The sequence below is a fragment of the Streptomyces sodiiphilus genome, assembly GCF_039529215.1.
GTDB lineage: Bacteria > Actinomycetota > Actinomycetes > Streptomycetales > Streptomycetaceae > Streptomyces > Streptomyces sodiiphilus.
The window spans coordinates 1-19,917 of sequence record NZ_BAAAMJ010000006.1 but is presented as its reverse complement, the minus strand read 5'-3'; the positions used below and the strand labels follow the sequence as shown (position 1 = coordinate 19,917).

The 19,917-nt window shown below is 71.7% G+C and carries 21 protein-coding genes and 3 tRNA genes; 6 read left to right on the top strand and 18 right to left on the bottom strand.

The window, feature by feature from the left end; translation table 11 throughout:
* Positions 1-69: 69 nt before the first annotated feature.
* The gene (gene recG / locus ABD299_RS02605) at positions 70-2,250 is read right to left on the bottom strand and encodes an ATP-dependent DNA helicase RecG (RefSeq protein WP_425581240.1); all 2,181 of its coding nucleotides are present in this window, start codon (positions 2,248-2,250) and stop codon (positions 70-72) included.
* A gap of 116 nt (positions 2,251-2,366) precedes the next feature.
* A complete protein-coding gene (locus ABD299_RS02600; RefSeq protein WP_344258467.1) occupies positions 2,367-3,974 on the bottom strand; it encodes a DAK2 domain-containing protein in 1,608 nt (535 codons plus the stop codon).
* A gap of 207 nt (positions 3,975-4,181) precedes the next feature.
* On the opposite strand from ABD299_RS02600, the gene rpmB reads away from it, so the two are divergent.
* On the top strand, positions 4,182-4,367 hold the full coding sequence (rpmB, locus tag ABD299_RS02595) for a 50S ribosomal protein L28 (RefSeq protein WP_129842680.1): 186 nt from the start codon (positions 4,182-4,184) through the stop codon (positions 4,365-4,367).
* A gap of 351 nt (positions 4,368-4,718) precedes the next feature.
* On the opposite strand, the gene thiD is transcribed toward rpmB, so the two are convergent.
* Both thiD and ABD299_RS02585 read right to left on the bottom strand, forming a co-directional pair.
* Positions 4,719-5,516, bottom strand: coding sequence for a bifunctional hydroxymethylpyrimidine kinase/phosphomethylpyrimidine kinase (thiD, locus tag ABD299_RS02590; protein WP_344258465.1), 798 nt, complete (start codon positions 5,514-5,516; stop codon positions 4,719-4,721).
* A gap of 99 nt (positions 5,517-5,615) precedes the next feature.
* Entirely contained in the window at positions 5,616-6,572 is a 957-nt protein-coding gene (locus ABD299_RS02585) for a thiamine-phosphate kinase (RefSeq protein ID WP_344258463.1), read from the bottom strand.
* Between the two features lie 132 nt (positions 6,573-6,704).
* Here ABD299_RS02585 and ABD299_RS02580 point away from each other — a divergent pair, with 132 nt between their 5' ends.
* Together ABD299_RS02580 and ABD299_RS02575 are read left to right on the top strand one after the other, a co-directional pair.
* Positions 6,705-6,938, top strand: a complete 234-nt coding sequence (locus tag ABD299_RS02580; protein ID WP_344258462.1) for an Lrp/AsnC family transcriptional regulator — start codon at positions 6,705-6,707, stop codon at positions 6,936-6,938.
* Positions 6,939-6,957: 19 nt separating this feature from the next.
* Positions 6,958-7,446: a DUF3515 family protein gene (locus tag ABD299_RS02575; RefSeq protein ID WP_344258460.1), complete on the top strand. Its 489-nt coding sequence runs from the start codon at positions 6,958-6,960 to the stop codon at positions 7,444-7,446.
* Positions 7,447-7,483: 37 nt separating this feature from the next.
* Here the strand turns inward: ABD299_RS02575 and ABD299_RS02570 are convergent, their stop codons facing one another.
* Genes ABD299_RS02570 through ABD299_RS02560 form a run of 3 tightly spaced genes read right to left on the bottom strand, consistent with a single transcriptional unit; the run spans position 7,484 to position 10,427 of the window.
* A complete protein-coding gene (locus ABD299_RS02570; protein ID WP_344258458.1) occupies positions 7,484-8,626 on the bottom strand; it encodes a D-alanine--D-alanine ligase family protein in 1,143 nt (380 codons plus the stop codon).
* 35 nt (positions 8,627-8,661) lie between these two features.
* Positions 8,662-9,663, bottom strand: a complete 1,002-nt coding sequence (locus ABD299_RS02565) for an NAD(P)H-dependent glycerol-3-phosphate dehydrogenase (RefSeq protein WP_344258456.1) — start codon at positions 9,661-9,663, stop codon at positions 8,662-8,664.
* The gene (locus ABD299_RS02560) at positions 9,660-10,427 is read right to left on the bottom strand and encodes a lysophospholipid acyltransferase family protein (RefSeq protein ID WP_344258454.1); all 768 of its coding nucleotides are present in this window, start codon (positions 10,425-10,427) and stop codon (positions 9,660-9,662) included. The genes ABD299_RS02565 and ABD299_RS02560 overlap by 4 nt, the downstream gene beginning before the upstream one ends.
* A gap of 210 nt (positions 10,428-10,637) precedes the next feature.
* On the opposite strand from ABD299_RS02560, the gene cofC reads away from it, so the two are divergent.
* The gene (cofC, locus tag ABD299_RS02555; RefSeq protein WP_344258452.1) at positions 10,638-11,288 is read left to right on the top strand and encodes a 2-phospho-L-lactate guanylyltransferase; all 651 of its coding nucleotides are present in this window, start codon (positions 10,638-10,640) and stop codon (positions 11,286-11,288) included.
* Here the strand turns inward: cofC and ABD299_RS02550 are convergent.
* From ABD299_RS02550 to leuC, 5 genes are all read right to left on the bottom strand, one after another.
* Positions 11,260-11,463, bottom strand: a complete 204-nt coding sequence (locus ABD299_RS02550) for a hypothetical protein (protein ID WP_344258450.1) — start codon at positions 11,461-11,463, stop codon at positions 11,260-11,262. The genes cofC and ABD299_RS02550 overlap by 29 nt on opposite strands.
* A 131-nt stretch (positions 11,464-11,594) precedes the next feature.
* Positions 11,595-12,194: an HU family DNA-binding protein gene (locus tag ABD299_RS02545; RefSeq protein ID WP_344258449.1), complete on the bottom strand. Its 600-nt coding sequence runs from the start codon at positions 12,192-12,194 to the stop codon at positions 11,595-11,597.
* Between the two features lie 125 nt (positions 12,195-12,319).
* Positions 12,320-12,574 carry an SCO5555 family protein gene (locus tag ABD299_RS02540; protein WP_344258447.1) on the bottom strand — a complete coding sequence of 85 codons (255 nt, stop codon included), beginning with the start codon at positions 12,572-12,574 and terminating at the stop codon, positions 12,320-12,322.
* A gap of 127 nt (positions 12,575-12,701) precedes the next feature.
* Complete coding sequence (leuD, locus tag ABD299_RS02535) at positions 12,702-13,295, bottom strand: 3-isopropylmalate dehydratase small subunit (RefSeq protein ID WP_344258445.1); 594 nt, start codon at positions 13,293-13,295, stop codon at positions 12,702-12,704.
* 3 nt (positions 13,296-13,298) lie between these two features.
* A complete protein-coding gene (gene leuC, locus ABD299_RS02530) occupies positions 13,299-14,723 on the bottom strand; it encodes a 3-isopropylmalate dehydratase large subunit (RefSeq protein WP_344258443.1) in 1,425 nt (474 codons plus the stop codon).
* A 198-nt stretch (positions 14,724-14,921) separates the two neighbouring features.
* Here leuC and ABD299_RS02525 point away from each other — a divergent pair, with 198 nt between their 5' ends.
* The gene (locus tag ABD299_RS02525) at positions 14,922-15,656 is read left to right on the top strand and encodes an IclR family transcriptional regulator (protein ID WP_344258441.1); all 735 of its coding nucleotides are present in this window, start codon (positions 14,922-14,924) and stop codon (positions 15,654-15,656) included.
* Between the two features lie 67 nt (positions 15,657-15,723).
* On the opposite strand, the gene ABD299_RS02520 is transcribed toward ABD299_RS02525, so the two are convergent.
* Positions 15,724-16,173, bottom strand: a complete 450-nt coding sequence (locus ABD299_RS02520; RefSeq protein WP_344258439.1) for a DUF4188 domain-containing protein — start codon at positions 16,171-16,173, stop codon at positions 15,724-15,726.
* A gap of 135 nt (positions 16,174-16,308) precedes the next feature.
* Between ABD299_RS02520 and ABD299_RS02515 the strand changes: the two genes are divergently transcribed.
* Positions 16,309-16,980: a MerR family transcriptional regulator gene (locus ABD299_RS02515; protein WP_344258438.1), complete on the top strand. Its 672-nt coding sequence runs from the start codon at positions 16,309-16,311 to the stop codon at positions 16,978-16,980.
* A gap of 73 nt (positions 16,981-17,053) precedes the next feature.
* Here ABD299_RS02515 and ABD299_RS02510 read toward each other — a convergent pair.
* The 5 genes from ABD299_RS02510 to ABD299_RS02490 form a co-directional block, all read right to left on the bottom strand.
* Positions 17,054-17,126: transfer RNA gene (locus tag ABD299_RS02510), tRNA-Glu, on the bottom strand.
* A 24-nt stretch (positions 17,127-17,150) separates the two neighbouring features.
* A tRNA-Glu gene (locus ABD299_RS02505) sits at positions 17,151-17,223 on the bottom strand.
* A gap of 26 nt (positions 17,224-17,249) precedes the next feature.
* Positions 17,250-17,321: transfer RNA gene (locus ABD299_RS02500), tRNA-Gln, on the bottom strand.
* Positions 17,322-17,499: 178 nt separating this feature from the next.
* On the bottom strand, positions 17,500-18,987 hold the full coding sequence (gene gltX, locus ABD299_RS02495) for a glutamate--tRNA ligase (RefSeq protein WP_344258436.1): 1,488 nt from the start codon (positions 18,985-18,987) through the stop codon (positions 17,500-17,502).
* Positions 18,980-19,771, bottom strand: a complete 792-nt coding sequence (locus ABD299_RS02490; RefSeq protein ID WP_344258434.1) for a fumarylacetoacetate hydrolase family protein — start codon at positions 19,769-19,771, stop codon at positions 18,980-18,982. Before ABD299_RS02490 ends, gltX begins: the two co-directional genes overlap by 8 nt.
* Between the last annotated feature and the right edge of the window lie 146 nt (positions 19,772-19,917).

The following is a 19,917-nucleotide window of genomic DNA, read 5'->3' as shown; positions in this document are numbered from 1 at the left end:
CATTCTCCCACCCGTCACTGACAATCGCGGGCCGCCGGACCACGGCCGCGGGCACCCCTGAGACGCAGGTCAGCCCTTGTCGAGATACTCCTCGCGCTCGGCGTCCAGCAGCGCGTCCAGCGCCGTGCGCAGCGCCGGATGGCCGACGAGCCCGGGGTCCCGGGCGACCAGCGCGCCGGCCTCCTCCCGGGCCGCCGCGATGACCTCCTCGTCCTCGATGACGGCCAGCATCCGCAGACTGCTGCGCCCGCCGGACTGCGCCTGCCCCAGCACGTCGCCCTCGCGCCGCTGCTCCAGGTCGATGCGGGACAGCTCGAAGCCGTCCGAGGTGGCGGCCACCGCGTCCAGCCGTCTGCGGGCGGGACTCCCTTCCGGCGCCTCGCTCACCAGCAGGCACAGCCCGGCGGCCGAACCACGGCCGACCCGGCCGCGGAGCTGGTGCAGCTGGGAGACCCCGAACCGCTCGGCGTCCATGATCACCATGACGGTGGCATTGGGGACGTTCACCCCGACCTCGATCACCGTGGTGGCGACCAGGACATCCACCTGGCCGGAGGCGAACCTCCGCATCGTCTCGTCCTTGGCCTCCGGGGCCATCCGGCCGTGCAACGGCTCCACGCGCAGCCCCGCCAGCGGCCCTCCGGCGAGCTCCGCCGCGACGTCCAGCACCGCGAGCGGCGGACGCCGGTCGTCCCCGTCGCCGCTTTCCTCCGGTGACTCCCCGTCCGCCTGTTCCCCCGCACCTCCGCCCGGGGCGCCGGCACCGGCCGTCTCGCCCTCGTCCCCGATACGGGGGCAGACCACATACACCTGGTGACCCGCCGCCACCTCTTCCCGGATCCGCTCCCAGGCTCGCGTCAGGAAGTGCGGCTTGTCCCGGACCGGCACCACATGGCTGGCGATGGGAGAGCGGCCGGCCGGAAGCTGGTCGAGCACCGAGGTCTCCAGATCACCGAAGACCGTCATGGCCACCGTGCGCGGGATCGGGGTGGCCGTCATGACCAGCAGGTGCGGCGGCTGCTTCCCCTTGGACCGCAGGGCGTCGCGCTGCTCCACGCCGAACCGGTGCTGCTCGTCGACCACGACCAGACCCAGGTCATGGAACTGTACCCGTTCCTCGATCAGCGCATGGGTGCCGATCACGATGCCGGCCTCCCCCGTGGCGGCGTCCAGCAGTGCCTGCCTGCGGGCCTTCGCTCCCATCGAACCGGTCAGCAGAACGACCTTGGTGCCCTGTTCGGCGCCACCCAGCATGCCGCCCTCGGCCAGCTCGCCCATCATCTCGGTGACCGAACGATGGTGCTGCTGGGCCAGCACCTCGGTCGGTGCCAGCAGCGCGGCCTGCCCCCCGCCGTCCGCGACCGCGAGCATCGCCCGCAGCGCCACGAGCGTCTTGCCGCTGCCGACCTCCCCCTGGAGAAGGCGGTGCATGGGGTGCTCGGCCGCCAGATCCGTGAAGATCTCCCGGCTGACGCGCAGCTGGCCATCGGTCAGCGTGAACGGAAGCCCGCGGTCGAAGGCGTCCAGCAGGCCGCCCGGCGACGGGCGACGGGCCACGGCGGGCAACTGACCGTCCGCGTGCCGGCGGCGCGCCAGAGCGACCTGGAGCACGAATGCCTCGTCCCATTTCAGCCGGGACCTGGCGGCGGCGACATCGGCCCGCGTTCGCGGCTGGTGCACCTTGAGGAACGCCTCGGGCAGCGGCAGCAGCCCCCGCTCGGCGCGCAGCGCCTCGGGCAGCGGATCGGCCAGCCCCTTCCATCCCTCGGCACTCAGCGAGCCCAGCACCAGGCCGACCGCCTTGGCGATCTTCCACGACTCCAGTTGCTTGCAGGCCGGGTACAGCGGCAGCGGCCGGCCGGCGAAGTCCTCGGCCGCTTCCGCGCCGCTGCCCTCCCCCAGGAGCTCGTAGGCCGGGTGCGACAGCTGGAGCTTCCGGTTGAACACCGAGACCTTGCCCGCGAACATGCCGCGGCGGCCGGGCACCAGCACCGTCCTGTGGTGGTGGACGGCCCGCCCGAAGAAGACCAGCCGCAGTCGGCCGGTGCCGTCGGTGAGCGTGACCTCCAGCCGCTGCCCCTTGCCCCGGTTGAAGGTGTGCACCCGGGCGTCCGCGATCTCGGCGACGACCGTGACGTGCTCGTCCAGCGGCAGGTCACCGAGCCCCGTCAGCTCTCCCCGCTCGGCGTACCGGCGGGGGTAGTGGTGCAGCAGATCACCGACCGTGTGCAGGCCGAGGTGGTCGGCCATCACCTTGGCGGTGGTCCCCCCGACGACCTTCTTGAGGGGCTCCTGCAGGGGTTCGCTGATCGGTTCGCGCGGCGCGGTCACGCTGCCATTGCACACCATCGCGGTGACAGTCCGGACTACTCCACACCGATCAGCAGCAGCGCGGTCTGCCGCCCCTCGTACACCACCGTGTCCACCCCCAGGTGCCCGCCGCGCACCCGCTCCTGGAGCCGTCCGGCCAGCTCCGGGGCGGCGCCGGCGCCGAGCACCAGGGTGACGAGCTCGCCCCCGGCCGACAGCATCCGCGTCAGCACGTCGCCCGCGACCCGCAGCGGGTCGTCACCGATGACCGCGACGTCACCGTCCACCAGCCCGAGCACGTCGCCCGCCTGGCAGATCCCGGCCATCGTCCACGACTCCCGCTCGGCGACGGTCACCTCTCCGAAACGGGTGGCGCCGGCCGCCGACGTCATGGCCACCACGTCCTCGTCGAACCGCCGCTCGGGGGCGTGGACCGCCAGGGCAGCGATCCCCTGGACCGGGGACCGGGTGGGTATGACCGCCACCCGCACCCCTTCCGCCCTGGCCTGTTCCGCGGCAGCGGCCGCGGCGTGCCACAGCGCGTGGTCGTTGGGCAGCAGCACCACCTCGCGGGCGTGAGCCCGGTGGATCGCCGCGGCCAGTTCCCCGCTGCCCGGAGGCTCTCCCGGACGCACAGTGAGCGCGGTGGCGCCGGCCTCTTCGCACAGCGCGGCCAGACCGTCGCCGGGCATCAGGGCGACAACGGACCGCGGGGCCCGCTCCTCGGGGACGGCGACGCTGCGCAGATGGCTGATCCGGATGCGGTAGGGGCGTCCCGCCTCGATGCCCGCCTCGACCGCGGCACCCGGCTCCTCGGTGTGCACATGGACATTCCACAGACCGTCGCCGCCGACCACCACCAGGGAGTCCCCCAGGGCGTCCAGCCGGTCCCGCAGCGCGGCCACCTCGCTGTCACCGGCCTCCAGCAGATACAGCACCTCGAAGGCGGTTCCAGCGCCCATGGCGGGCGGGCAGCCCGCGCCGGCCGGCGCCGGGGCCGGGGCCGGTCCGCTCCGGGCGAGCCCGTGATGACGCGCGGTGTCGGGACGGCGCCCGGAGAGCGCCGCGTCCAGGGCCTCCAGGACCGCGGCGAGTCCGGTCCCCCCGGCATCGACGACTCCGGCCCGGGCCAGCACCTCCAGCTGGCCGGGCGTCGCGGCCAGGGCCTCGCGGGCCGCGGCGCAGGCAGCACCGGCCACATCGGCTGCTTCACCTTCACAGCGCCCGGCCGCCTCGGCGGCGGCCCGGGCAACCGTGAGCATGGTTCCCTCCACCGGATGCGCCACGGCCTGGTACGCGGAGGTGACGGCCTGCGCCAGCGCCTGCCGCAGTGCCTCGGCGTCCGCGGGGTCCCCGGCACGCGCCAGCACCTGCGCCATCCCGCGCAGCAGCTGCGCCAGGATGGTGCCGGAGTTGCCGCGGGCACCGATGAGCGCGCCGTGCGCCATGGTCCGCACCGCCTCGGCCAGCGTCGGCCCGCCCTCGTCGGCGGCGGTCACGGCCTGGGCGGCGGACTCGACCGTGAGATACAGGTTGGTGCCGGTGTCGCTGTCGGCCACCGGGAAGACGTTGATCGCGTCGATGTCCTCCCGGCTGCGGCCGAGACTGTCGAGCGCGATCGTGCACCAGCGCCGTACCGCCGCGGCATCGAGCGGTTGCGACACGGGCGGACCTCCTCGGCCGGCGGGCGGACGGACAACCGGTGCAGCTTAAGCCCTCGGCTCGATTTCGCTCCCCGCGAGCAGCCGTTGTATGCTGCCCCAGTTGCCTGATGCGTATCGGGCGAATCCCCTGGACCTCACCGGCCGGGATCCCAGCATAAGTTTCTGTCTCCCCGCGCGAGCGGGGCTGACCCGTCTTTGGAGTGACCCGTGGCTGCCAACTGCGACGTCTGCGGCAAGGGGCCGGGCTTCGGCAACAGCATCTCCCACTCGCACCGCCGCACCCCCCGCCGTTGGAACCCCAACATCCAGCGGGTGCGTGCCGTGGTCAACGGGACCCCGAAGCGCCTCAACGCCTGCACCTCGTGCATCAAGGCCGGCAAGGTCACGCGCTGACCCCTCCGGGCCGCGCGGCCCGGCCGGCATACGGCGGGAGGCCGGTCCGACCCTCACAGGTCGGGCCGGCCTCCCGCCGTATGCACGTTCTCGCATCCGCCGCCCTCGGTACTCCCCGCGGGGACTCTGCCCCTCCGGCGTACTGCAGCACGCGAAGAGTCGGTCTCCAGATCGGCCGTCCCGTCACGCGGCGGCCCCTCCCACTCGTCGATCAGCCCGTTCAGCCGGGTCCGGCCGGCCGGGTCCTGCGTTCCGTGGTGCTCCCCGTTCGTACCCGATGGCACAACCCCTCCTCATCAGCGGATTGTGAGGGTACGAGGACGGAAAGTGGCGCGTCACGAGGAGAAGTACTCAGATGCCCTGGGTGAAGGGGTGGGCGTGGTGGACCGGGCCGATGCCGGCGCCGAGGGGGAAGCCGTGCTCGATCGCCGCGGTGACGTAGTTCTTGGCGGTCGCCACCGCCCTGGGGACGGGGTGGCCCTTGGCCAGCTCGGCGGCGATCGCGGCGGCGAGGGTGCAGCCGGTGCCGTGGGTGTGACGGTTGTCCAGCCGGGGCGCGCGGAACCAGTGGACCGCGGTTCCGTCGGTGAGCAGGTCGGCGGCGTCTCCCGGCAGGTGACCGCCCTTGATCAGGGCCCACTGCGGGCCGTGCGTCAGGACGGCGTCCGCGGCCCGCCGCATGTCCTTCTCATCCGCGACGCGGATGCCGGTCAACTGGGCGACCTCGTCGAGGTTGGGGGTCGCCACGGTCGCGGTGGGCAGCAGTCTGCCCCGCACGGCGTCCAGAGCATCGGGGGCCAGCAGGGCGTCACCGTGCTTGGAGACACCCACCGGGTCGACCACCACGGGGGCCTGAAGGCCGCTGAGCAGGCCGGCGACGGTCTCCACGAGCTCGGTGGTGGCCAGCATGCCGGTCTTGACCGCCTGCACCCCGATGTCGTCCACCACGCTGCGGAACTGAGCGGCCACGGCATCGGCCGGCAGTTCCCAGACCCCCTGGACACCGAGGGAGTTCTGGGCGGTCACGGCGGTGACGACGCTCATTCCGTGAGTGCCCAGGGCGAGCATCGTCTTGAGGTCGGCCTGGATGCCGGCGCCGCCACCCGAATCCGAGCCGGCCACGGTCAGTACGCGAGGGGGGATCCGCATGCCCGTCAGCCTAAGGGCTGCCCACCGGCCCGCGGCGGGCCCCGGTGTCCGTCCCGGGACACGGGCCCCGGCCCCGGCTGCGCGCGGCCCCCAGGCCGGTCAGGGGGCGAAGTGGTCCCAGCCCGCGGCCTTGTCCCAGGCGGCGTCGTCGACAGTGACCCGGGGCAGCGCGGAGGGATGAAGCACCTCGCCGATGACGCGCCAGCGGGCGGGCAGTTTGGTGTCCGGCGGGAAAGTGGCGATGAGGGCGTGGTCCTCTCCCCCGGTGAGTACCCAGTGCAGCGGATCCACCCCGACGGCCTGCCCGATGTCCTTCATCTGGGCGGGGATGTCCAGGGCCGCGGAGAAGATGTCGATGCGGACCTTGCTGGCCCGGGCGACATGGCCCAGGTCCGCGATGAGGCCGTCGCTCACATCGGTCATCGCCGTGGCGCCGAGGGCGGCTCCGGCCGGGCCCTCGCGATAGGGGGGTTCCGGACGGCGGTGCGCCTCGACGAACGCCCGGGGGGAACGGAAACCCCGGGCGAGAACGGCGTGACCGGCCGCGGACCAGCCCAGCCAGCCGGTGACCGCCACCAGGTCCCCCGGGCGGGCCCCGGAGCGGGTGACCGGCTCGCGGTTGCGGAGGTCGCCCAGAGCGGTGATCGAGACGGTGATGGTGTCCCCGCGCACCACGTCACCGCCCGCGACGCCTGCCCCCGCCACATCGCACTCGTCACGGATGCCGTCCATCAGCTCGGTCGGCCAGGTGACGGGGAGCTCGGCGGGCACCACGAGCCCCAGCAGGACGGCGGTGGGCTCCGCCCCCATCGCGGCGATGTCCGCCAGGTTCTGGGCGGCGGCCTTGCGGCCGACGTCATAGGCGGTGGACCAGTCCCGGCGGAAGTGCCTGCCCTCCAGAAGGATGTCGGTGGTGGCGACGACCCTGCGGTCGGGGGCGGCGACGACGGCCGCGTCGTCGCCGGGGCCCAGCCGCACGGCGGGGGTACTGGTGATCCGGGAGGTCAGCTCCCGGATCAGCCCGAACTCGCCCAGCTCGCCCACACTGCCCTTCACCGGCGCCTCTTCTCATGCTCGCTCTCCGCCAGCGTCAACCTACCGTGGAGAGAGCAGGTCACTGTCTCCCCGGGCAGGTCGTGACGCGCTACCGTAGCGCCCCCGCTCCTCGTAGCCGCTGTGGAGGACCCCGTGGTACAGGCGTACATTCTGATCCAGACCGAGGTGGGCAAGGCGTCCGCCGTGGCGGACCTCATGTCCGAGATCCCCGGGGTGATCCGGGCCGAGGACGTGACCGGGCCGTACGACGTGATCGTGCGGGCGGAGGCGAGCACCGTCGACGAACTGGGCCGGCTGGTCGTCGCGGAGGTGCAGCGGGTCCCGGGCATCACCCGCACCCTGACCTGCCCGGTGGTTCATCTGTAGGGCCTCGTATGCTCGCCGGGTGAGCATCCCCACGTGCCGCCGGAGCCTGCCGGTCCTGCCGCTCGCCCTCCTGGCCCTGGCAGCTTGCTCGGGGGCAGGTCCGGTGGAGCTGGACGCCCCCCGTCCCACCGGTGAGACGGCCGCCGTCTGCCGGGATCTGCACGCCGTCCTGCCCGGGGAGGTCGAGGGGCAGCGGCGCGGGACACCGGCGGAGGAGACTCCGTACGCCGCGTTCTGGGGGGATCCGCCGATCGTACTGCGCTGCGGGGTCCCCCGCCCGCAGGTGCTGACACCCGGCAGCGACACCTACGACCCGCTGTCCGACGCGGTGGTCGTGAACGACGTGTCGTGGCTGCTGGAGGAAGAGCCGGACGGCTACCGCTTCACCACCACCGAGCGGGTGGTGTACGTCGAGGTCGTGGTGCCGGGCGCCTACGCACCGGAGGTCGGGGTTCTGGTGGATCTGGCCGAGGCCGTGGCCACCGCCGTGGAGGAGAAGCCGCTGTGACGCCGCCCGGTCCCCCCGGGCGGCGTCCGTCACCGCCTCAGCGAAGGCCGGTGGGACGGTGCAGGGCGGCCTGGAGCAGCCGGTCGACGAGCTCGGGGTAGCTGACGCCGCTCTCCTGCCACATCCGCGGGTACATGGAGATGGGCGTGAAGCCCGGCATGGTGTTGATCTCGTTGATGACGAACTCGCCGTCGTCGGTCAGGAAGAAGTCGGCCCGGACCAGCCCTTCGCAGGACGCCGCCTCGAAGGCCCGGACGGCCAGTTCCTGCACCCGCAGCGTCTCCGACGGGGTGAGCGGGGCGGGCACGATGCCCTGGGCGGAGTCGATGTACTTGGCCTCGAAGTCGTAGAAGGCGTGGCTGGAGACGGGCGGGATCTCGGCCGGCACGCTGGCGCGCGGGCCCTCCTCGAACTCCAGGACGCCGCACTCGATCTCGCGGCCGCGCAGCAGCGCCTCGACGACGACCTTCGGGTCGTACCGGCGTGCCTCCTCGATGGCTTCGTCGAGTCCGGTCAGGTCGTCGACCTTGCTGATGCCCATGGACGATCCGGCCCGGGCGGGCTTGACGAAGACCGGCCAGCCGTGTTCGGCGGCGAAGTCGACGACGCGCTTGCGGGCGGCGGCGGCCGAGGTCTCCCACTCCCGGGGCCGGATCACCTCGTAGGGGCCGACCGGCAGCCCGAAGGAGCCGAAGACGCGCTTCATGTACTCCTTGTCCATGCCGACGGCCGAGGACAGCACGCCGGCGCCCACGTAGGGGACCCCGGACAGTTCGAGGAGGCCCTGGAGGGTGCCGTCCTCGCCGTAGGGGCCGTGCAGCACGGGGAAGACGACGTCGACCTCGCCCAGCACCGTGGGCACCGATCCCGGCTCGCAGTGGACGACCTCGCGGCAGGCCGGGTCGACGGGCAGCAGCACACCGCCGGTGCCCGGTTCCGTCAGCCGCTCCACGTCGGGCAGTTCCCGGTCCCGGATGGCCATGCGTTCGGGATCGTCCGCGGTGAGCGCCCACCGCCCGTCCGTGGTGATGCCGATCGGCAGCACGTCGTAGCGCGTGCGGTCGATCGCGCGCAGCACGGCACCGGCGGTGAGAACCGAGATGGCGTGCTCGGAGCTGCGGCCGCCGAAGACGACGGCGACGCGCGGCTTGGGGTTCTGGGGAGTGGACTGGCTGCTCATAACGGACTGAGGTTACCTAACGTAGTGGCCGTCGGTCAGCCGTGCTCGGCCTTGGCGCTGCGGGACATGAGCTCCTTGAGCGCGACGAGTGGGTGAATGCCCCGGTGGACGATGCCCACCACCGTCTCGGTGAGCGGCATCTCGACGTCGTGGCGGCGTGCCAGATCGAGAACCGAGACGCACGACTTGACGCCTTCGGCGGTCTGGTCGGTGACCGCGATGGTCTCCTCCAGGGTCATGCCGCGCCCGAGGTTCGTGCCGAAGGTGTGGTTGCGGGAGAGCGGCGAGGAGCAGGTGGCGACCAGGTCGCCCATGCCGGCGAGACCGGCGAACGTGTGGGCGTCGGCTCCCATGGCCAGGCCGAGCCGGGTGGTCTCGGCCAGGCCGCGGGTGATCAGGGACGCCTTGGCGTTGTCTCCCAGCCGCATGCCGTCGGCGATGCCGACGGCCAGGGCGATGACGTTCTTCACCGCGCCGCCGAGTTCACAGCCGACGACATCGGTGTTGGTGTAGGGGCGGAAGTACGCGGTGTGGCAGATCTTCTGGAGTCGGCGGGCGACGGTCTCGTCCCGGCAGGCGACGACCGAGGCCGCGGGCCGGCGGGACGCGATCTCTTTGGCCAGGTTCGGGCCGGAGAGCACAGCGACCCGTTCCCGCTCCGCTCCGGCCACCTCCTCGATGACTTCACTCATCCGCTTCGCGGTGCCCAGTTCGACGCCCTTCATGAGGGAGACCAGCACGGTGGAGCCGGGCAGCAGCGGTGCCCACCGGGTGAGGTTCTCGCGCAGTGTCTGAGAAGGTACCGACAGCACGGTGAACTCGGCGTCACGGGCCGCCTCGGCCGGGTCGGTGGTGGCGCGGATCCCTGCGGGGAGCCGGACTCCGGGCAGGTAGTCCGGGTTGGTACCGGTGGTGTTGATGGCCTCGGCCAGTTCCGAGCGGCGGCCCCAGAGGGTCACCTCGCATCCCGCGTCGGCGAGCACCATGGCATAGGCGGTGCCCCACGATCCGTTGCCGTAGACGGCGACGCGTGTCACTGACTCTTCTCCTCTTCGGGCGCGACGGACTGTTGGCCGTTCCGGCCGGCGGACTGGGGCCTGCGGTGCACATAACGCCGGGTCGGCGGTTTCTCGTCGCGGATCCCGGCCAGCAGCTCGGTGATGGCATCCATGATGCGGTCGGTCACCGTGCGCAGCAGCTCGGTGGTGATTTCCTGGCCGTAGAACTCGCTGAGGTCCAGGGGCTCCCCCGCCACCACCGTGAACGTCTTGCGGGGGAAGGGCCGGAACCGGCGGGTCCGTGCGTAGGGCGGCATCGCCTCGTGCGCTCCCCACTGGGCGACGGGGATCACGGGGGCCCGCGTTATCAGGGCGACCCGGGCGGCACCGGTCTTGCCCTCCATCGGCCACAGTCCGGGGTCGCGGGTGAGGGTGGCCTCGGGGTAGAAGGCGACGCACTCACCGCGCCGGACCGCTTCGACGGCGGCCCGGAAGGCGTCCGCCGCGTCCGCGGTCTCCCGGTAGACGGGGATCTGGCCGGTGCCCCGGATCACCCGTCCCACGAAGCCGTCGTTGAACAGCACGTCCTTGGCCAGGAAGCGAGGGACGCGGCCGGTGTTGTACTGGAAGTGGCCGTAGGCCAGCGGGTCGAGGTAGGAGTTGTGATTCACCACGGTGAGGAATCCCCCCGTCCGCGGAATGTGCTCCATTCCCCGCCAGTCGCGGTTGAACAGGAGCAGCATCGGGGGTTTCGCCAGAGCGGCGGCGAGCCGGTACCAGAAGCCGATTCTGTGGCGGGACACTCGGACACCATCTCCTCTAGCTGCAGCGGCGCTCCTGCTGCGGACAGCCGGACAAGTCTCACCCCGGGCCGTTGGGCTGTCCAGCAGATCGTCTCATCGCCCCGACCGGTCCTGAGCACCCTAGCCCGCTGTTGACCGGGTGGGCCCGGGGCGGGGGTGCGGCGGGGCGGCGGGACAATGAGGGCGACGTGTCGAGAGGGTGTGGGACGGATGCCGTCGGAGTGGTCGCTGGTCATGCCGCTGAAGCGGCTGTCCCTGGCGAAGAGCAGGCTGTCCGCGGCAGGCGGCAGGCGTCCAGGGCTCGCGCTGGCTTTCGCCCAGGACACCGTCACCGCGGCGCTGGCCTCGTCCCTGGTGCGCGAGGTGACCGTCGTCACGGACGACCCGGTGGCCGGGGAGAGGCTGGGTGCCCTGGGGGCGCGCATCGTTCCCGACGGTCCCCGCAACGGGCTGAACCCCGCGCTGGCATACGGTGCCGACACGGTCCGGGCACGCCTGCCGACGGCCTCCGTGGCCGCTCTCCACGCGGATCTGCCCGCTCTGCGCCCCTCGGAGCTGGCGCGGGTGCTGCGGGCCGCGCGGCATCATCCCCGCAGCTTCCTCGCCGACACCGCGGGGACCGGCACCACGGTGCTCGCGGCCGGACCGGGAGTGCCGCTGGCTCCCGCGTTCGGAGACGCTTCGCGGGAGCGGCACCGGGCGTCGGGGGCTGCTGAGCTGGAACTGACCGGTGTGGAGAGCGTGCGCCGGGATGTGGACACCGAGGACGACCTGCGTGCGGCGCTGGTTCTGGGTGTCGGCCCGCGTACCGCTGCGGCGAGCGCGGAGGGGCTCAGAAGGTCTGGAGCGTCACGCAGGTGATCCGGGGCTGTGCCCCTCCGCCCGATGTCTCGATCCTGACCCGCTGGCCGGGGCGCAGCAGCCGCAGGCCCCCGGCGTCGAATGCCTCGGCGCCGAAGTCCAGCGGAGTGCCGTCGTCCAGCAGCACGCTGCCCGTCCTGGTGTCCGGGTCGTAGGTGTACGCCGTCGCCTGCATGAGGTGAGCTTATCGGCTGCCGCCCGGAGCCGCGGCGCCATGGAGGGTTTCCCGGGCCGTGGCCCCCGCACGAGGAGCGGACCGGACGCGTGAGGCGTTCCGGTCCGCTGGCGGCTGCCGAGGTGAGGTGTTCACCGCCGGCGGGCACCGGCCCTCTTGGCCGTGGCCTTGCGCGACGCGGTTTTCCTGCCGGGTGCCTTCTTGGCGGTGGTCTTCTTCGCGGTGGTCTTCTTCGCGGGTGCCTTCTTGGCCGTGGTCTTCTTCGCCGTCGCCTTCTTGGCGGTGGACTTCTGGGCCGCGGCCTTCTGGGCCGGTGCCTTCTTGGCGGGCGCCGCCTTCCTGGCGGTGGTCTTCTTCGCCGCCGCCTTCTTCGTCGCGGCCTTCTTCGTGGCGGTGCCGCCGGAGAGGCTGCCCTTCGGGGCCTTCTTGACCGCGACGTCGTTCTTCGGGAGCTTCTTCGTCCCGGCCACCAGATCCTTGAATCCCTGGCCCGCGCGGAAGCGGGGCACGGAGGTCTTCCGTACCCTGACCCGCTCCCCGGTCTGCGGGTTGCGGGCGTAGCGTGCCGGCCGCTCGACCTTCTCGAACGAACCGAAACCGGTCACCGAGACCCGCTCGCCGGCGACCACCGCCCGGATGATGGCATCCAGCACGATATCCACCGCATCGGCGGCCTGCTGCCGGCCGCCGAGCTTGTCGGCAATCGCTTCAACGAGCTGCGCCTTGTTCACGTCTTCCCCTTCGGAGCCATTGCTGGAACGAATGTGTTCAAGCCTTTTCGCACGTTAGGCAGATATATACCGCAAATCAAACGTGAAACGGGCGAATCGTCAACGTGTCGCAGCGAAGCGGGCCGTCATGGAGTTCCGCCGCCCGGACTTCCGGGTTCCCCTGGCGGGAACCTGCCCTCCTCGACATCGCGCATCAGACCGTCCAGCCGGCGGGCCGCGGCAGGCAGATCCTGCTTCGCGGCCGCCGTGATGACCAGGAGTTTCCTGACCAGAGCCTGCCGTTGAGGAGCGGGGAGCGGCAGCGCCCTCACCTGCTCGTGCGCGGCTTTCAGCCGGGCGGCGACCAGGCCGTACAGCTCGAGTTGACCGTCGCGCTCCATGCACCGATTGTGCCATCTGGGGCGAGTTGTCACCCCGGCACCCCTCAACCTTTCCCCACCATAGGCACGCGCCCCCCGCCGGGTGGCGGAGGGCGCGCTTGGGGACGGAGAGGCAGGTGCGGGGCTCTCAGGCGTACTGGGTCCGGGGTTTGAACGACGGTCGCCGCTGTTCGTAGGCAGCGATGGCCTCTTCGTGGCGCAGCGTGATGCTGATGTCGTCGAGACCTTCGAGCAGCCGCCACCGGGCGTTCTCGTCCAGCTCGAAGGGCGCCTCCAGACCCGGTGCGCGGACGGTCCGGCCGACCAGGTCCACGGTGATCTCCGCCCCCGGGTCCGCCTCGGTCAGCTCCCACAGTGCGTCCACGGTCTCCTGCGGAAGGACCACCGTCAGCAGGCCGTTCTTGAGGGAGTTGCCCCGGAAGATGTCCGCGAATCGGGAGGAGATCACGGCCTTGAAACCGTAGTTCTGCAGAGCCCACACGGCGTGCTCACGGGACGATCCGGTACCGAAGTCCGGGCCGGCCACGAGTACCGTCGCGCCCTGGCGCTCCGGCTGGTTCAGCACGAAGGCGGGGTCCTTGCGCCATGCCTCGAACAGTCCGTCCTCGAAGCCGTCCCGGGTGACCTTCTTCAGCCAGTGCGCCGGGATGATCTGGTCGGTGTCGACGTTGCTGCGGCGCAGCGGAACGGCCCGGCCGGTGTGCGTGGTGAAAGCTTCCATGATTCAGACCCCCGCGGGAGTGGGTGCGTCGGCCAGGTCGGCCGGGGACGAGAGGCGGCCGGTGACCGCGGTGGCGGCTGCGACCTGCGGCGAGACCAGGTGGGTCCGGCCGCCCTTGCCCTGCCTGCCTTCGAAGTTGCGGTTGGAGGTGGAGGCCGAGCGCTCGCCCGGGGCGAGCTGGTCGGGGTTCATGCCCAGGCACATGGAGCAGCCGGCGTGCCGCCACTCCGCGCCGGCGGCGGTGAACACCTTGTCCAGCCCTTCCTCCACGGCCTGCAGCGCGACCCGCACCGATCCGGGAACGACCAGCATCCGGACGCCGTCCGCGACCCTGCGCCCCTCGATCACGGCGGCGGCGGCGCGCAGATCCTCGATGCGGCCGTTGGTGCAGGAACCGACGAAGACGGTGTCGACGGCGATCTCCCGCAGCGGCTGTCCGGCGCTGAGCCCCATGTACTCCAGCGCCTTCTCCGCCGCCAGCCGTTCGCTCGGGTCGGCGATCAGCGCCGGGTCGGGGACCGACTGCGACAGCGGCAGCCCCTGGCCCGGGTTGGTCCCCCAGGTCACGAAGGGGGCGAGCGTCGAGGCATCGATGACCACCTCGTGGTCGAAGACGGCGTCGTCGTCCGTGCGCAGCGTGCGCCAGTAGGCGAGAGCGGCGTCCCAGTCCTCGCCCCGGGGTGCGTGATCACGGCCCCGCAGATAGTCGAAGGTGGTCTCGTCGGGGGCGATCATCCCGGCGCGGGCGCCGGCCTCGATGGACATGTTGCAGATGGTCATCCGGGCTTCCATCGACAGTTTCTCGATGGCCTCGCCCCGGTACTCGATGACGTAGCCCTGCCCGCCGCCGGTGCCGATCCGGGCGATGATCGCCAGGATCAGGTCCTTGGCGGTGACCTCCGGGGGGAGTTCACCGCGGACGGTGATCGCCATGGTCCGGAAGGGGGCCATGGGCAGTGTCTGGGTGGCCAGTACGTGCTCGACCTGGCTGGTGCCGATACCGAAGGCCAGCGCGCCGAAGGCGCCGTGGGTGGAGGTGTGACTGTCACCGCACACCACCGTGGTGCCCGGCTGGGTCAGCCCCAGCTGCGGGCCGACCACGTGCACCACTCCCTGCTCGGCGTCACCGAGCGGATGCAGCCGGACACCGAAGTCCGCGCAGTTCTTGCGGAGAGTCTCCAACTGGACACGGGAGACGGGGTCCGCGATCGGTTTGTCGATGTCGAGTGTGGGGGTGTTGTGGTCCTCGGTGGCGATGGTGAGGTCGGTGCGGCGGACCGTGCGGCCGTTCTTGCGCAGGCCGTCGAAGGCCTGCGGGCTGGTCACCTCGTGCAGCAGGTGGAGATCGATGTAGAGGAGGTCGGGCTCGCCTTCCGCGCGCCGGACGACATGGTCGTCCCATACCTTCTGAGCCAGTGTCCGTCCCATCGCATTCCCTCCGGCCGGCCGCACTGCCGGGCCTCTTGAGTCGAGTCGCGCTACTGATAACCGGATGGGCCGCCGCCCGTTCCCCCGCGAGCGGGGGCGACCGCGCACCGCGTGCTGTGCGGAGCGCCACAGCCAGAGTGGCGGTTTCCTGGCGACATTGAACTTGCGTTTCACAGTGTGAGACGCAAGTATCGTTGCATGGACAACTCTCGCGGTGACTCCAGCGGTGTGGGCGTGCTCGACAAGGCCGCTCTGGTTCTGGGTGCCCTGGAGTCCGGACCGGCCACCCTGGCCGGCCTGGTCGGGGCGACAGGACTGGCCCGGCCCACGGCGCACCGGATGGCGGTGGCACTGGAGTACCACCGCCTGCTGGCCCGGGACATGCAGGGCCGCTTCGTGCTCGGGCCGCGACTGGCCGAACTGGCCGCAGCCGCCGGCGAGGACCGCCTGCTGGCCGCGGCGGGGCCCGTGCTGACACATCTGCGCGACGTGACCGGTGAGAGCGCCCAGCTCTACCGCCGCCAGGGAGACATGCGGATCTGCGTGGCGGCCGCAGAGCGGCTGTCGGGCCTGCGGGACACCGTTCCGGTGGGATCCACCCTGCCCATGAAGGCCGGTTCGGCGGCCCAGATCCTGATGGCCTGGGAGGAGCCCGAGCGACTGCATCACGGACTGCAGGGCGCCCGCTTCACCGCCACCGCGCTCTCCGGTGTCCGGCGGCGCGGCTGGGCCCAGTCGATCGGTGAGCGGGAGCCGGGGGTCGCCTCCGTCTCCGCCCCGGTGCGCGGCCCGTCCAACCGCGTGGTCGCGGCAGTCTCGGTGTCCGGCCCGATCGAGCGCCTCACCCGCCACCCCGGGCGGATGCACGCCCACGCCCTCATCGACGCGGCCAACCGGCTCACCGAGGCCCTCAAGCGCAACGGCGGCTCCTGACCGGACCCTGGGCGCACTGGAGGCCGTCCCGGCATCCGCGCGCCCGCCGGGGGCCGCGGGACAGCCTCTAGCCCCGGCCGTCGGCCGGCACCGTCCCGGTGGCCGCCCCCAGCCCGAAGGGCGGCATGCCGATGTACACCGACTCGTGCGAGCCGGCCGGCACGACATAGGTCTCGTGCCACAGCCCCACCCGGCCCCGCCCTGCCCGCAGCCCGCGGTTGAACTCGGCCCAGGCCGGACGGTGCCGGCCCCCGGAGTCGCGGGCGTACGCCAGCAGCTGCTCACGCGAGGCCCAGTACTGCACCAGGAAGAACAACCGCGGCCCGCCGAGCAGCGCCCGCGAGCCGAGCAGCCCCTGCTCCCTCCCCAGCTCCCGGAGCATGCCCGGCATGGCCCGGAACACCGGCCACCAGCTGCCGACATGCCGGAAGCTGTTGATCCGCATGCCGACCAGGAAGACCGTCACCTCTCCCTCGGCCGCCGCCCTCATCCGCTCCGGAACCACCGAGCCGTCCATGCCGGCCCCTCCCTCGCTGCCGATTCACCTTGGATAGCCGCACTATCCAGCACTTCATGATGGGATAGTGCCACTCTCCGAGGGCGGCCGCAAGACGAGCGGCACCGGCCGGGGAACGGAAGGAGGCCACGGAGCATGCGGCTGGCGGAACTCAGCGAGCGCAGCGGGGTGTCCACGGCGACGATCAAGTACTACCTGCGGGAAGGCCTGCTCCCGCCCGGTGACCGGATCAGCACCACCCAGGCCGACTACGGCGAGGAGCATCTGCGCCGGCTGCGGCTGGTGCGCGCGCTGATCCAGGTGGGCCGGATACCGGTGGCCACCGCCCGCGAGGTGCTGTCCGCGGTGTCCGACGACACCCTGGACCAGAACTCCCGGCTCGGCAGCGCCGTCGGCGCGCTGCCGCACGGGCCGGCACCGGACGAGAGCGACCCGGCCACCGCCACGGCCCGGCGGACAGCCGCCGAACTCCAGCGGAGGCTGGGCTGGACCGTTCCCCCGGAGTACCCGGCATGCCGGATGCTGGTCGCCTCCCTGGCCGCCCTGGTGCGGCTGGGGTATCCGTGCGGAATGGACCGGCTGCTCCCCTACGGGCGGCTCGCCGAGCGGCTGGCGAGCCACGATCTCGACCTCATCGAGGAGTTCGAGGCTCCGACCACGCAACTCGAGGCCGCGGTCGCCCTGACCGTGCTCTACGAGCCCATGCTGCTGAGCCTGCGGCGGATGGCCCACGCGCAGGAGTCCGCGCGGCGCTTCGCCCCGCCCGGGGAGGCCGGCCCCGGGCAGAACCGGGAGCCGGGCCGCTGAGGCGGCGGACTCCGACGGCCCCGGAGAGCGCGAAGGCCCTCCGTCCGAGGACGGAGGGCCTTCCGCAACCGAGTACCCCCGACCGGATTCGAACCGGCGCTACCGCCTTGAGAGGGCGGCGTGCTAGGCCGCTACACAACGGGGGCACAGTCAAAGCCCTTGCGGGCTCGTACCCCCGACCGGATTCGAACCGGCGCTACCGCCTTGAGAGGGCGGCGTGCTAGGCCGCTACACAACGGGGGCCTCGATCTCACTGAGCAAAGATCGCGCTGGGCTACCAGGACTCGAACCTAGACTAACTGAACCAGAATCAGTCGTGCTGCCAATTACACCATAGCCCACCAGAACGCAACCCCCGCCTGAGGGTTCTGTTCGGGTGTTCGCCGGGCGGTTCTGGCCTGGGGCCTCCGTCCGGCGACAGGAAGAACATTACCCGATCAGGGACGCTGCTCCAAAACGGGTTGCCGCCCCGCCGCACGGCGGCGAGGCGGCAACAGGGCGCCGGAAAGCCTGCCCGCCTCAGTCCGCCAGCGCGGCCAGCGCCGCATCGATGCGGGCCAGGGCGCGCTCCCGGCCGAGCACCTCCAGGGACTCGAAGAGCGGCAGTCCGACCGTCCGGCCGGTCACCGCCACCCGCACCGGCGCCTGGGCCTTCCCCAGCTTCAGGCCGTGCTCCTCACCGGCCGCCAGCACCGCCGCCTTCAGCGAGTCGGTGTCCCACGAGGCCTCGGCCAGCCTGGCCCGGGCGCTGCGCAACACCTCGCCGGCCCCCGGCTTCATCGCCTTCTGCCACGCCTTCTCGTCATGGACCGGCTCGTCCAGGAACAGGAAATCCACGTTGTCGGTGATGTCCGACAGCACCGTCAGCCGGGTCTGGGCCAGCGGCGCCAGCGCCTCGAAGGCCGCCTGGTCGAAGGCCTCGGGGCGCCAGGGGGCGTGCGGGGCGGAGAGCCACGGCGCACAGGACGCCACGAAGTCCTCGACCGGCATCTCCCGCAGGTGGACGGCGTTGATCGCCTCGCACTTCTTCAGATCGAAGCGCGCCGGATTGGCGTTGACGTCCCCGATGTCGAAGGCGCCCACCATCTCGTCCATGGTGAAGATGTCCCGGTCCTCGGCCAGCGACCAGCCCAGCAACGAGAGGTAGTTGAGCAGTCCCTGCGGCAGGAAACCACGCTCCCGGTAGAGGTTGAGCGAGGACTGCGGGTCACGCTTGGAGAGCTTCTTGTTGCCCTCGCCCATGACGTAGGGCAGGTGACCGAAGGCGGGCACGGTGCCCTTGCCCACCTTGATGTCGGCCAGCGCGCGGTACAGGGCGATCTGCCGCGGTGTGGAGGACAGCAGATCCTCGCCCCGCAGCACGTGGGTGATCTCCATCAGCGCGTCGTCCACCGGGTTCACCAGCGTGTAGAGCGGAGCGCCGCCGGCCCGGAGGATCGCGTAGTCGGTCACGTTCTCCGGGGCGAAGGTCAGCTCGCCGCGGACCAGGTCGGTGAAGGTGATCGGGGTGTCCGGCATCCGGAACCTGACAACGGCACTGCGGCCCTCCGCCTCGAACGCGGCCACCTGCGCGGCGGAGAGGTCACGGCACCGGCCGTCGTACCCGGAGGGACGGCCCGCCTTCCGGGCGGCCTCCCGGCGGGCGTCCAGCTCCTCGGTGGTGCAGTAGCAGCGGTAGGCGTGGCCCGCCTCCCGCAGCCGCTCGGCGACATCGGCGTAGATCTCCGTGCGCAGCGACTGCCGGTACGGGCCGAACGGGCCGCCGGCCTCCGGGCCCTCGTCCCAGTCCAGCCCGAGCCACCGCAGGGAGTCCAGCAGCTGCTCGTAGGACTCCTCCGAATCCCGGGCGGCATCGGTGTCCTCGATCCGGAGAACCAGGGTGCCGCCGTGGTGCCGCGCGAACGCCCAGTTGAACAGGGCCGTGCGGACCAGACCCACGTGGGGGTTGCCGGTCGGGGAGGGACAGAAACGGACGCGTACGTCGGACGCGTGGGATGCGCTAGTCACGCTTGATCACCTTGTTGGTGAGAGTGCCGATGCCTTCGATGGTGACGGCGACCTCGTCGCCGGGATTCAGAGGGCCGACACCCGCGGGGGTGCCGGTGAGGATGACGTCGCCCGGGAGCAGCGTCATGGCCTGGGTGATGTGGACGATCAGCTCCTCGATGCCGCGCACCATCTCACCGGTGCGGCCGAGCTGGCGCTGTTCGCCGTTGACCGTGCACATGATGGCCAGGTCCGAGGCGGCGGCGGGATCCAGTGCGGTCTCCACCCAGGGGCCCAGCGGACAGGAGGTGTCGAACCCCTTGGCGCGCGCCCACTGTTCCTCGGTGCGCTGGATGTCGCGCGCGGTGATGTCGTTGGCACAGGTGTACCCGAGGATCACGTCGGCCGCCCGCTCCCTGGGCACCTGGCTGCACATCCGGCCGATGACCACGGCCAGTTCCGCCTCGTGGTGCACCTCGCCGGAGAAGGACGGGTAGACCACCGGGTCACCGGGGCCGACCACGGAGGTCGAGGGCTTGAAGAAGACCACCGGAGTGCCGGGGACCTCGTTGCCCATCTCCCTCGCGTGCTCGCGGTAGTTGCGGCCGATCGCCACGACCTTGCTCGGCAGGACCGGCGGCAGCAGGCGGACCTCGCTCAGCGGCACCCGCCGCCCGGACCGCTCGAACTCCGCGAAGGGATGCCCCTTGATGACCTCGAGGGCGAGCCCACCGTCACCGGTGGCCTCGCCCTCCACGACTCCGAAACCGACGGTGCCGTCGATGGAGAATCTCGCGATGCGCACGGTTTGCTGCTGCCCCTCGTTCGCTGGCGGCTGGAGACTGACGCCCCAGCGTAACCGGCGCGGCAGCAACCGCAGGCAGGCGGACCTACCTCAGGCGGGCCATCAGCGCGTGCTCGACGAGGGTGATCAGCGCGCTCTTGGCCTCG